This is a genomic window from Blautia sp. ZXY-1-C6, assembly GCF_056339875.1.
This window is the reverse complement of sequence record NZ_JBWJVQ010000031.1, coordinates 1-12,478: the sequence shown is the minus strand read 5'-3', so window position 1 is coordinate 12,478 and position 12,478 is coordinate 1. Positions and strand designations below refer to the sequence as shown.

Annotated in this window: 15 protein-coding genes; 10 read left to right on the top strand and 5 right to left on the bottom strand. The window is 40.6% G+C overall.

The features are described 5' to 3' along the window. Positions 1 to 60: 60 nt before the first annotated feature. Positions 61 to 522 (top strand): zinc ribbon domain-containing protein, encoded by a 462-nt coding sequence (locus AC075J_RS01560; protein WP_008704309.1) that lies wholly within the window; start codon positions 61 to 63, stop codon positions 520 to 522. A 26-nt stretch (positions 523 to 548) separates the two neighbouring features. Further along, positions 549 to 848: a hypothetical protein gene (locus AC075J_RS01555; protein ID WP_476389885.1), complete on the top strand. Its 300-nt coding sequence runs from the start codon at positions 549 to 551 to the stop codon at positions 846 to 848. Between the two features lie 303 nt (positions 849 to 1,151). Here AC075J_RS01555 and AC075J_RS01550 read toward each other — a convergent pair whose 3' ends face one another. Continuing rightward, positions 1,152 to 1,994 (bottom strand): alpha/beta fold hydrolase, encoded by an 843-nt coding sequence (locus tag AC075J_RS01550; protein ID WP_476389884.1) that lies wholly within the window; start codon positions 1,992 to 1,994, stop codon positions 1,152 to 1,154. Between the two features lie 229 nt (positions 1,995 to 2,223). After that, positions 2,224 to 3,087 carry a serine hydrolase domain-containing protein gene (locus AC075J_RS01545; RefSeq protein WP_022381000.1) on the bottom strand — a complete coding sequence of 288 codons (864 nt, stop codon included), beginning with the start codon at positions 3,085 to 3,087 and terminating at the stop codon, positions 2,224 to 2,226. Between the two features lie 393 nt (positions 3,088 to 3,480). On the opposite strand from AC075J_RS01545, the gene AC075J_RS01540 reads away from it, so the two are divergent. From AC075J_RS01540 to AC075J_RS01530, 3 genes are read left to right on the top strand one after another with little or no spacing between them, the layout of a single operon-like run. Continuing rightward, positions 3,481 to 4,206, top strand: coding sequence for an AlkZ-related protein (locus AC075J_RS01540; RefSeq protein WP_020993854.1), 726 nt, complete (start codon positions 3,481 to 3,483; stop codon positions 4,204 to 4,206). Between the two features lie 8 nt (positions 4,207 to 4,214). Then, the gene (locus AC075J_RS01535) at positions 4,215 to 4,793 is read left to right on the top strand and encodes an SOS response-associated peptidase (protein WP_008704299.1); all 579 of its coding nucleotides are present in this window, start codon (positions 4,215 to 4,217) and stop codon (positions 4,791 to 4,793) included. 16 nt (positions 4,794 to 4,809) lie between these two features. After that, positions 4,810 to 5,181: a DUF4186 domain-containing protein gene (locus AC075J_RS01530; protein WP_008704298.1), complete on the top strand. Its 372-nt coding sequence runs from the start codon at positions 4,810 to 4,812 to the stop codon at positions 5,179 to 5,181. A gap of 13 nt (positions 5,182 to 5,194) precedes the next feature. Here the strand turns inward: AC075J_RS01530 and AC075J_RS01525 are convergent, their stop codons facing one another. After that, entirely contained in the window at positions 5,195 to 5,389 is a 195-nt protein-coding gene (locus AC075J_RS01525; protein WP_008704297.1) for a hypothetical protein, read from the bottom strand. A gap of 182 nt (positions 5,390 to 5,571) precedes the next feature. Here AC075J_RS01525 and AC075J_RS01520 point away from each other — a divergent pair, with 182 nt between their 5' ends. After that, a complete protein-coding gene (locus tag AC075J_RS01520) occupies positions 5,572 to 6,963 on the top strand; it encodes an MATE family efflux transporter (protein ID WP_020993855.1) in 1,392 nt (463 codons plus the stop codon). On the opposite strand, the gene AC075J_RS01515 is transcribed toward AC075J_RS01520, so the two are convergent. Next, complete coding sequence (locus tag AC075J_RS01515; RefSeq protein ID WP_008704295.1) at positions 6,951 to 7,676, bottom strand: LysR substrate-binding domain-containing protein; 726 nt, start codon at positions 7,674 to 7,676, stop codon at positions 6,951 to 6,953. The two genes, AC075J_RS01520 and AC075J_RS01515, sit on opposite strands and share 13 nt — an antisense overlap. Before the next feature lie 53 nt (positions 7,677 to 7,729). After that, entirely contained in the window at positions 7,730 to 8,665 is a 936-nt protein-coding gene (locus AC075J_RS01510; RefSeq protein ID WP_008704293.1) for an AEC family transporter, read from the bottom strand. A 143-nt stretch (positions 8,666 to 8,808) separates the two neighbouring features. On the opposite strand from AC075J_RS01510, the gene AC075J_RS01505 reads away from it, so the two are divergent. From AC075J_RS01505 to AC075J_RS01490, 4 genes are all read left to right on the top strand, one after another. After that, a complete protein-coding gene (locus AC075J_RS01505; RefSeq protein WP_008704291.1) occupies positions 8,809 to 9,738 on the top strand; it encodes an AEC family transporter in 930 nt (309 codons plus the stop codon). 260 nt (positions 9,739 to 9,998) lie between these two features. Beyond that, entirely contained in the window at positions 9,999 to 10,199 is a 201-nt protein-coding gene (locus tag AC075J_RS01500) for a hypothetical protein (protein WP_008704289.1), read from the top strand. Positions 10,200 to 10,241: 42 nt separating this feature from the next. Continuing rightward, positions 10,242 to 11,141, top strand: a complete 900-nt coding sequence (locus AC075J_RS01495) for an Ig-like domain-containing protein (RefSeq protein WP_044952094.1) — start codon at positions 10,242 to 10,244, stop codon at positions 11,139 to 11,141. A 99-nt stretch (positions 11,142 to 11,240) separates the two neighbouring features. Further along, a partial coding sequence (locus AC075J_RS01490) for a transglutaminase domain-containing protein (protein ID WP_476389883.1) occupies positions 11,241 to 12,478 on the top strand: 1,238 nt, incomplete at its 3' end.

Genomic DNA, 12,478 nt, shown 5'->3' with positions numbered 1-12,478 from the left:
TGAAGAGAAATCTAAATACTTGTTGAAATTGTTATTGAGGGAAGGAAGAGGAGAGTCTGTATGGGAAAGATAATCGAAGGTCTCTGGGATTGCCCGTTTTGTGGGAATAAAAGGATTAGAGCCGGTCAAAAAACCTGTCCCGATTGTGGGCATCCGCAGGACGAAAATACAAAATTCTATATGCCGGATGAAATTAAATATGTTTCTGAGGAGGAAGCAGAAAAGATCAGCCGTAATCCGGACTGGCAGTGCAGCTTTTGCGGCAGTCTTAACAGCGACGATCTGAATGTCTGCAAAAACTGTGGTGCCACAAAAGAAGATTCGGAGAGAAACTACTTCGAGATGAGGCAGCAGGAAGAGGAAAAGAAACGAAAGAAAGAAGAGAAAAAAGAATCCTGCCAGAAAAATATCCCCCAAAATACACCAAAGAAAAAGCCACTGCTGAGGCGGGTGCTGCTCATTCTGGGAATCTTCGCAGCAATCATTTTTGGCATGATGTCATGCCTGGCACCGAAGATGTAGAAAAACCAGTCTACCGGAAGGAGCCTGTGTATGCTACAAAATATTACTATGAAATAGACAAATGGACGGTTGTCGATACTGCAAAAAGTTCCGGCAATGATCAGAACCCTTCCTGGCCGGAACCGAAACTTAAAGACGGACAGAGAACAGGAGCAGAAGAAGAGCATTATTTTGTGACCACTACATATGAGAAAAAGAAGGGCAAGACCGAAACAGGAAGATATGAAATGGATTTTTCTCAATGGAAAGAACTTAAAAAAGGCGAAAAAATAGAATTAAAAATTGATGCTGCTGATTCGCAGAGATTAATCAAAAATAAGATATAGATATACCCGGAGGGATACTTCGAACCTTTATTAAACAAGGAGATTCATAGTTTTGGCGTGAGTCTCCTTGTTTAATGCTTTTCTCATGTTATAAGGTAGCCCGCATCATTGCATTTGTGCAATGCCTGCAGGCAGATATTGCTCCGTTTATTATACATGCGGAGAATAAAGAGGAGTACGAAGGGCGACTGGACAGCCCGGCACGACTGGAGCAGCTTTTCAGGGTAGAGCATCGGGTTCTGATTGTAGTATTATTTTCTCAAATAATCGGCGATTGCCTTAAATACCGATTCATATCCGGAGTCATGCAGGATATCGTGAGTTCCGGGAAAGCTTCTTGATCTCCGTATCCGGGTTGTTTTCTTTGTATGCTTTATATACCTTTCGGACGCCTTTTCCAAAACCGGATACCGGATCTTTTTTTCCATACAGGAATAAAGTTGGAATGGTATTATTCGGATTTTTTAGGTTTCGGCTGGCACATTCCATGCCTTTGGAAAACTCGCAGAAAAAAGCAGGAGACACATCCTGACGAACAAGACTGTCATCAGCGTACTCCCTTCTCTTTTCATTATCCGTCAGGAGCCAGTAATTGGCCGGTCTGCCTTTGAACTTTTTGCCATATGTACCGAACATCAGATCATAGATCTTATCAGAAGCACAGGACATCTTTCCGGTATATTTTTTCCCGATCCAGGTTCTCATTATCCTCATCAGGAAAGCGGACTGCGCACCGGTACCGATCAGGATTTCTTTTTTATAGGGAGTCAGATCAGCGTTTGTCCTTACAATGAAGGAACCCAGAGAAAATCCCAAAAGATAGATAGGCAGGTTTGGGTATTTCCGGACAACATATTCCCTTGCTGATACCATATCTTTAACTGTGTCGTTCCAGTCATTAATGTACAAACAGGATGATCTTGGTGTGGTGCTGTGTCCGTGGCTGATGATGTCATTGCCAAAGACAATGTATCCGCGGCTGGTAAAATACTTTGCAAATTCCACATATCTTCCCATATATTCTGTCATTCCATGGCAGATCTGGATCAGGCCTTTGAGATCGCCCTTATATTCCGGTGCATAGATCTCCAGGTGCATGGTGGTGTCTTTATCGTTTGATGAAATTGCTATACATATTCTTTTCACTATATTTCCTCATTTCTTATTTCTCTGTAATATGCCAGATTTTGCAAAACAGAATAGATGGTGTCAGCGATAACCTTTTCTTCTGGTCGGATTTATTTCGCCGGCAGAACCATCTTCTTGCGTGAAGCATTATATTGCTTTTTTTCAGAAAAGGAAAGTGTTTTTTTGCATACCTGGAAAAAAGTTGTTTAGGATGTTGAGGAGTCTGGTTTTCCGCGGAGAAAAGATATTACAGTTTTGCGCAGACAAGCTCATAAACTGTCTTCAGAAGTTCGTCTCCCCTGCGACATTCTGAAACAAACGAAACGACTGCGTTTTTTTTCGGAAGGATCATAGATATCTGGGAGTATTTTCCATCCGCCCGGAAAGAATTATATTCACCACGCCAGAAAAGATAACCATAGTATCCAACATCAGCTGCCTTTGTACTTTCTTCTATCCATTTCTCAGACAGTATCTGTTTTCCATTCCACTTGCCTTTATTAAGATAAAACAGTCCAAATTTGTGAAGTTCAGAAAGGGTCAGAAATAATCCGCCGGCTCCAAAACTGTTTCCAAGTGGATCAGTCTCCCATGTAGGACGTTTTATTCCAATTTTGGAAAAAAGTCTGGATGTAAGGTAAGAAACAAGATCGCAGCCGGAGCGTCTCTGTACAAGAATGCCTGCCAGATAGGGACCAACGTTATTATACACAAAATGCGTACCCGGCTTATACTTAAAGGGAATAGCCAGAGACATTTTTACCCAGTTATCTTCTTCATATAAAGGTCGTTGTTCTCCCATCAGACTGCCCTTCTCCTGTCCAAGGCACATGGTAAGAAGATCACGAACAGTTGCTTCTTTCAGGTTCTCATCTATACACTCCGGCAAGTCACCTGAAAATGCTTCTGTTAGTTTTTCATTAAGATCGATCAGCCCTTCCTGAACAGCAAAGCCAACTGCACAGGATGTGAAACTCTTTGTTGCAGAATAAATATTCCTTCTGCATTCCGGTTCGCTGTACCACTCTGCTGCAAGTTCATTATCTTTTGAAATTTTGATTCCAAGAACATTATATTCTTTTGCTTTCTTAACAAAATCTGAAATATCCATAATATTTACACCCTTTTTGTGCTTAAATGTATTTTATTACTTTTATATTAACACAAAAATGGTGGATAAACCAGTTATTGCAGAAGGTGGTATATTACTATATTTCATCTTTAGACAAATTTCAATATTAAATATTGATTTTGTCTTTTTGTTATACCCGAATTTCAGCAAGACATTGCATCTTAATCCCTCAATATTCCCTTTTTTATCATAATTAAATCTTTCTGCTGATATTTTCATCAATGCAGTATTGGCAAATTGCTTAAGTTAATGACATTGTGTATGAACAGTAACAAAAATGTCATCAATTTTTTCGATAAAAATATATATCTTTGTCTTGCCTTGTCAATGTGTGGTATACTTAAGACAGCAAAATACAGAAAGGAGAAAGTCATGGGAAACGAAGCAGGGGAATGGATCATTCATGGAGTAACATGGGATGATCCGAAATGCATCCACGATGTGGATGAAGCAGTCGAATATATCAACCGGGTTGGTTTTCTTCCTCTTTTTAAGAACGAAATTCCGGGGTTTTCTCTGGAGGAACGGACAGTGGCAGAATATTGGTGGTCTGATGATCCGGTGAGGGATCCGTGGAGATGGAGGATTGCCATTGCCAAAAGACATGATGTTCTTTACGGAAAATTCTTTGCCAAAAAAGCCGGGTTTATTTCCAAAAAATGGCTGCCGGTATTTGCCAACTATCGCAGGGACGGCTATGATTTTGATGCTCTGTTTGAGGATGAAAAAGCACCGATCAAACATAAGAATATTATGGATCATTTTATGGAAAATGATGCAGAAATCTACTCCTACGAATTGAAAAAATTGGCTGGATTTGGAAAAGATGGCGAAAAGGGATTTGACGGAGCCATTACCAGCCTTATGATGCAGACATATCTGTGTAACTGCGACTTTCGGAAAAGGATCAATCAAAAAGGCGTGGAGTACGGCTGGGATGTGGCTGTGTATTCTTCTCCGGAACACATTTATGGATATGACCATGTTACTTCCTGTTATAAGGAAGATCCGCGGACATCCTGGGGAAAAATTGTTGATTATATGAAGCAGCTTTATCCGGAAGCTAAGGATATGCAGATAAGAAAGATTCTAAAATAGGAGAGAATATGTGCAGCAGATATTATATAGATCTCGATATGATGGAGGAGATTTCCAGAGTGGTACAGAACATAGATGGGAGGATCCGGCTGACACAAGGAGATATCCGTCCGACCGATGTCGCACCGGTCATTGGACAGTCAGAACATAGACTGGAACTGGGTATGTGCAGATGGGGATATCCCCTGTCAAAAGGTAAAAATCCGGTCATCAATGCAAGGGTGGAAACCGTCATGGATAAACCTTCTTTTCAGAACGGAATCTTATATCACCGGCTGTTGATTCCGGCAGGTGGGTTCTATGAATGGAATTCCCTGAAAGAAAAGAGTACCTTTACCAGACCGGATTCCTCTGTGCTGTATATGGCAGGATTCTGTGACTGGTTTGAGAATGAACGAAGATTTGTGATCCTGACTACCACAGCGAATAATTCCATGAAAAAAATCCATGATCGCATGCCTTTAATCTTGGAAAGGGAACAAATCACAGACTGGTTTGATAATAACAAAATGCCTGTACTTCTGCGCCAGACACCGACTCTGCTTAACCGACAGACGGAATATGAACAGCAGAGTCTGTTTTCATAGAAAGTGGTGAGTTTTAATGACAAAGGATGAATGGTACAAGCAACTGTTCGAGAGACTTGAAAACTCCAGATTTCGGAGCAGATTTCATCTTAAGCAGAATGATATTGATTATATTCATGAAAAAGGACTGGATACGATCCGGAAACACGCAGAGGATTTCATTACAAAACGGGAGGCTCCTGCATATATCCCAAATGATGGAAAACAGACACCCATGCGCGGTCACCCGGTATTCATCGCACAGCATGCAACTGCGACCTGCTGCCGGGAATGCATCCGCAAATGGCACAAGATACAACCCGGCCGGGAATTGAGTCAGGTGCAGCAGGAGTATCTTGTCGATGTGATCATGACATGGATTGAGAGAGAATTGGAAAACGCACGATAAAAGGAGGCTTTAATTACATGAAAAGAAAAAGAATTTCATTCCTGACAATGCTGATGCTGGCAGTCATACTGCTGATGCCGGCATCCATATTTGCCTGTGCATAGCCACGGCACATTCCTGCAGTGGGGAAATCAATAACTCCCTTGCGGATCAGTTCACGAACTTTCTTTGGGGACATATCTACATAAGGTGTGATATCAAAAGCCATAATAAATTACCTCCTGTTTCGTACTTTACAATATAAAAGTATTGTACAGTAAACTGACAGGAAATGCAATGCTATAAATAGTGGCGGCTTGATTTTTATATAAAATATTTTATAATAGGAATGCCGAAGGGTGCTGCCGGACGCGTTGTGAACAGCAATAATATATGAATGGGGGAATGAGAGTGGCAGCATATGAAAAGAGTAAGAGTGTGAAGTTAAAATCGATCAGTACCATGACAGAAGGGACCATCTGGAGACAGATCTTTCTGTTTTCTATTCCATTGATACTGGGAAATCTGCTCCAACAGATGTACAATACAGTGGACTCAATTATTGTAGGAAATTTTGTGGGCAGCAATGCACTGGCTGCAGTTGGTTCCAGTACGTCGCTGATTTGTCTGCTGATTGCATTCAGTATGGGGGCATCTGCAGGTGCGGGAGTTATTGTATCCCAGTTTTATGGAGCAGGAGATGAGAATGGCGTTCAGCGTTCTGCACATACAGCCTTGATGCTTGCGCTTATTCTGGGAATTGTTCTTACTATCGCTGGAATTGTATTTTCACCTGCAATTCTCAGGTGGATGAGAACTCCGGAAGAAGTAATGAATCAGTCAGTTCTGTATTTGAGAATTTATTCTTATGGACTGGTTTTTAATGTCATCTATAATATGGCAGCGGGGATCCTGAATGCAGTAGGTAACTCCAGACGTTCGCTGATGTATCTGGCAGTAGCTTCGTTTTCCAATATTTTTCTGGATTTATGGCTTATCGGCGGAATGCACATGGGAGTCGAGGGTGCTGCAATTGCAACAGATATCAGCCAGGTACTTTCCTGCATTTTTGCATTATGGTTTTTGATGAGAGTTCCGGATATTTACCGCATAAATCCGAAGAAACTTTCCATTGATAGAACAATGGCAGGACGGATTATCCAGGTAGGTCTGCCGACTGCAATTCAAAACACGGTAATCTCCTTTTCAAATGTACTGGTACAATCTGGTGTCAATGGATTCGGAGCCAGTGCAATGGCGGGTTTTGGTGCATACCTGAAAGTAGATGGGTTTAACATTCTGCCGGTAATGAGTTTTAGTATGGCAGCAACGACTTTTACCGGTCAGAACTATGGTGCGGGAAAAACAGACAGAATCAGGAAAGGATTGAGAGTAACTCTTGGAATGAGCGTGCTTTATACGATTGTGACAGGAATTCTCCTGCTGACCTTTTCCAGACCGATCATAGGGATTTTCAGCAGTGATAAAGAAGTAATCTATTATGGGGCACAGGCAATGAAATATTTCTGCCCGTTCTATTTCCTTCTGGGAATTATGCATTCCCTGGCAGGAACCATTCGCGGAACAGGAAAGACGGTACCTCCCATGGTAGTGATGCTGCTTGCATTATGCCTGTTCCGTATTCTGTGGATTCAGTTTGTGGTTCCACATTTTACCAGCATTGATATTATATATGTACTGTATCCTGTTTCATGGGCTGTAGGAATGGTACTCATGCTTATCTATGCATGGAAGGGAAATTGGATGCCAAAAAAATATCAGAATATTAATCAGACTGTCTGATAGTATTCTTTTACATAGTGAATGAACTGGCGTACATGGGATTTCAGAATTCTGTTTTTACTGTAAACAATATAAAAACTGCGTTTGTGAGCAGATTCTTCTAATGGAAACAGAAGAATCTGCTTTGTTTTTTGCAGGTCAACGACAGATCTGGCAGAAAGAATGGAAAATCCAAGCCCGTTTACAATAGATTTTTTGATTGATTCCAGGTCATTCATGCGGGCTACTACATTCAGACTGGAAGGTTCAATACCGGCATTTTCCAGAAAAATATCCATTTCCTTTTTGGTTCCGGAGCCTTTTTCCCTGATGATAACAGGATCCTTGATAAAGTCCTGAAAAACAACAGGTTGTTCTTTTTGTTTTAAGTTTAAATAATGATCATTCACAGGGGTAGCAATCACCATATTATCCTGACAGAAGGGAATAAATACACAGCTGTCGTCTCCTGTATTCTGTCCTGTCAAAGCCAGATCTACGGTCCCATCCAGTACACGGTTAATAGCGCCGGAACTGTCTGTCTGCCAGGAATGGAAATATACATCAGGATACATTCTGCCAAAACCTGCGAGAAGTTCAGGAAGGAGATAAGAAGAAGGAATGGTGGAGGCTGCCAGATCAATGATCTGCTTTCTGGAACCGGTGAAATTCTCCAGAAGATTGTTGCGGATATCCAGAATGCGGAAAGCGCTGTCGTAGAGTTGGTATACCACACTTTTTTATAAATGAAATTTATAAATATTTATAAAAAAGTATTATATTTAAATCATCCGATAAAATGAAAAATCCAGTAAATAAATGGAAGTGTAAAAACAGAACAGATAGTTGTAACAAGAATTCCACCCATTGCATAATCGCCATCTGATCCGTAGGTATTTGCCATCATTACCACAGAGGACATAACTGGCATTGCAGAAGTCAGAGCCATGGTAGTGCGGATTTCTGAAGAAACCGGAAGATATCCAAGTAATACATAGAAGAAAAGCGGAAACAAAAGCATTTTTAGGATGACAATTCCATAATAATCCAGTCTCTGGATATTTTTCAGTACATCGATACAGGCGAAAACACCGCCAAGATAGATCATTGCGAGAGGTGTGGCGGTCTGGCCGATTTTCTGAAGGGAATTGTTCAGAACATCAGGAAGCCGGATTCCTGTCAGCACACAGATCACAGCAAGAAGGATGGAAACAGTAACAGGATTGATCAGCTTCCGGAAATCAAAACGGTTTTTTTGACTGTCTGTACCTGAAGTAAGGCGTACACCTGCTGTCCACAGCATGAGCTGATCAATAATGGTAAATACACAGATGTAGAGCATACCGTTTTCCGGATAAATACTGGTTACTATGGGAATACCCATAAATCCCACATTTCCGAATACGCTCATGGCACTGTAAAGCTGCCTGTGGTTACCATGCAGATGAAAAAAAATACCAGATATGTAGCTGAGTAAAAACAGACATATATACATAATTCCCGCAATCAGAAAAATGCTCAGTGAATGAAAAAGAGTTTTACGTTCCACTCCGTTTACAGTATTGATAAAAATCATTACAGGAAGCGCCAGTTTTATTACAAATTTTGAAATGACTTCAAGATTTTCTCTGTTCATAACCCGTGTGCGGATCAGGATCACGCCTGCAAGCATGTAGATCACGAACATTCCGATCTGAGCAGTCAGAATGCTGAAAGTATTCATTTAAGTTCTCCTTTTTTTTCGTAAATTCACATAAAATTATAACTGCAAAAAAGTGAAAATACAACAGAAAGTATAGGTGGCGAAAAATGTTTTTTTGAGTTACAATAAACAAAGCTGAGTTATATATTAGGAGGAGTAAAAAAGTGAATGTATTAGAAATTGTTCTGCCTGTACTGGTTATGATCGTGGTCGGTATGCTGTGCAGAAAATGGAAGATTCTGACCAGAGACGGAATCAATAACATGAAGGTGCTTGTAACGAATGTTATGCTTCCGGTTGCTATTTTTCATGCTCTGGCAACAGCGGAATATAATAAAGAAACCGGAATCCTGATTTTGATCATGTTTGTAATGCTGGTAGTATCCTTTGGTCTGGGCTTTTTGCTGAAGCCATTTCTGAAAGGAACCTATCAGAAATATCTACCGTTTATGGTAAGCGTATATGAAGGGGGACTTATGGCCTATCCGTTATATACAAGCCTCTGTGGCAGTGAAAATCTTTCCCGTATTGCAGTTCTGGATATTGCCGGACTGCTGTTTGGATTCAGTGTATATATGGGAATGCTGGGACAGGTGGAAAACGGTGAGAAGATTGATGTGAAAAAACTGTTTTTCAGTGCATTAAAGACTCCGGCATTTATTGCAAGTATCCTGGGAATTATTGCAGGATTATCGAAGGTGATCCTTGCAGTTTTAGACAGTCCTTTCGGAGGCGTGTACCAGAGTGTGGAAAATATTCTCACCACATCTGTGACTGCCATTATTTTACTGGTAGTGGGATACAGCATGGAACTGAATGCGAAATTATTAAAGCCATGCATTGCCACGATCATCTTACGTGTATTGCTTCAGGCAGTGATGATCGCAGGAGTTCTTGTTGCTGTACATTATCTGGTAGGTGATGATCGGCTGGTCAATCTTGCAATTATCAGTTATATGTCAGCACCGGCCACATTCAGTATGCAGACTTTTATGAAAGATGAAGAAGGAAGCGCTTATGTTTCCACAACAAACTCCATGTACTGTCTGGTATCTATTCTTGTATATATAATTATGGCAGTGACAATCTACTGATCATGAAATCTGAATAACAGAAAATGAAAATTACCGCGGATTGAAATAGACCTGGCGGTAATTTTTGTATGTCGCAGGAAATTACTTCGTAATGTACCTGTGATATATAGTGCTCCGCATGAGGCGTAGAATCCTGTAAACGGGAAAGGGGTTGCAGATATTTAAATAATTTGGTAAAAACAACTAAAATATATTGAATGATGGTAAAAAATATTGTAAAATAAAACGAAAACAAAGACTTGTGGAAAGGGAGCATACGTATGGAGAAAAGGTATACGATTGGTGTAATGATCGGAAATGCAAATTCACCGCATACGATGAATCTGATGCAGGGTATTTTTCATGCAGCTAAGTCTATGGACGTAAATGTTCTGTTTTTCTTGGGATTCACAGTAGTTATTACTATAAATCTTATTTTGGCGAAGATACGGAAGATGATTATGATTATCAGTTCAATGTAGTTTATGATTATCAGGCGTTCGCAGATGCGGATGCATTGATTATTGCATATGGTTCCCTTTGTATTTTTCTGGACGAAAAAGAAAGTAAAACTTGCATCCCTGAAGCCGGATACGGATACCACAAAGATCACACTGAAAGTAAAGGAGAAAAAAGAGTTCCCTTGTACAGGCATCAGTTATTTGTCAAACGTAAAGTATTCTTCTGATAACAAGAAGGTAGCAAAAGTCAATTCTTCCGGCGAGATCCAGGCAAAAAAAGCCGGTACAACTTATATCAGGTGTAAAGTTAAACAGTATGGCGATACTTACAATCTCGTCTGCAAGGTAACGGTCAAAAAAGAAGGAAATATCAAAGATCCAACTTCAGCTTACCGGAATCTGATACAAAGTTATGAGAAAAAATATGGGGAAGCTCAATTAAATGAGCAGAAACAGTTTTGGACGGGACTATGCTATGCCAAATTGTTGGATTTCAATAATGACGGCATCAACGAACTTATCCTGACATACCAAACAGAAAGGTATAACAAAGACAAAGTTCAATATCATGTAGAATTGTGGAAGTATGGCGGAAAATCTGCAAAACGGGTTACCTCACGTATTTCATGGTCTGGAAACAATATGCCATATTTTGGAGGTTTGGGTATATGTAAATACAACGGAAAATATCTGTTAGAGCTAACTGGTAATGCGTGTGGGGATAATTATTACTATGGAACCAAAAAAGATGGGTCTGTTGGACTGGTCCACAAGTTCATATGGAAGGGGGATGCAATGGAAGGAGACTGGTATATGGACGGCAAGAAAACCTCAGGAAATATGTATGAAACTTATTACAAGAAATATCATGCAAACGCTACATGGTATAGCTTTGCTCAGTCATCAAATAACAACTTAATAAGAAAAGAACTTTCAAATACCAAACAGAAATTAGGAATGTAATTTCTGTCTGGTCGTTGCAGGACATGAATCCTTTTCAAGCCTAAGTTGTATCTACCGGGCATTCTCAAGGAATTACATCAAAATAAAAGAGGGAAAACCATGAAATTAGAAGAAAGAAAACAAAACTCATTTATACAGAAATCAATATTTTTGCTGATAATAATGACATTATGGATATGTCTCGGAACAGGTTTTACGGTAAATGCAGCGCAAAGAGAAGATACAAAACTCTTGAAAATATATGACGGAAAGTCTATAGAGGCAAGTCAGATTCAGTTTAAGGCAGAGGTAGCCACTCCAGACTCTAATCGAATAGACATCTATCGTTCAGAAAAGCCGGTATCTCAAGGTGGAAAATTAGAAAAACTGGATAGTTTCAGGGTAATAGGAGACTTCTGGGAAGTCCTTGGTGACAATCTGTATATGAACTACGGGGATAATTTCAAGGTACAGTGCTATTCCCATGATACATGCGTGGAGGGAAATCTGACTTTTGTAGATACTACGGCAAAAGCCGGACATCAATATTCCTACAGACTGGTCTATGGCGACATGGTGTATGATCCGGACAGCGGAGAATATAGCGTGGAGATTGTATCAAATATCATTGATGTAAAGGCCAATCTGCAGACACCGGAGCTTTACAAGTGTTACTCCACGGACAATAAAACCGTAAATCTTTCCTGGAGCTATATCGCACAGGCAGACGGCTACAGGGTGTACCGATATGATAACGGAAAGTGGTCATTCCTGAAAAATGTCAAAAAAAGAAATGTAATCTCCACAACTGACAAAAATGTACAGGCCGGAAAGACTTATCAGTACAGAGTGCTGGCGTACAGAGTCATAAAGGGCAAAAATATTTACAGTTCCAAAAGCAAAGCCCGAAAGATCACCTTAAAAACAGCAACTGTAAAAGGTGATTATCAGTATGGCAGCGTCTACGGTCCGTATCTGGACGCGCAGCATCTGGCACAGGTCCGGAGTGTTGTCCAGAGTTTCAAGATCAATTACATCCGTAAAGGAATGTCAGACTATGACAGGGTACTGACTGCATATAATTATCTCCGCAGCAACTGCAGCTACGCTTATAAAGGCTGGCAGTATAATTATGCAAACACCGCCTGGGGTGCATTGGTATATGGAGAAGCACAATGCTCCGGATATGCCAGAGCCATGAAAGCACTCTGTGATGCAATCGGAGTAGACTGCAGATATGTACACGCAGACTCCAAGGCAAGTAACCCAAGCCATCAGTGGAATCAGGTAAGAGTTGGCGGCAAATGGTATATTCTGGATGCGCAGTCTGGCGGATTCCTGCTTGGCAGCCGGACATG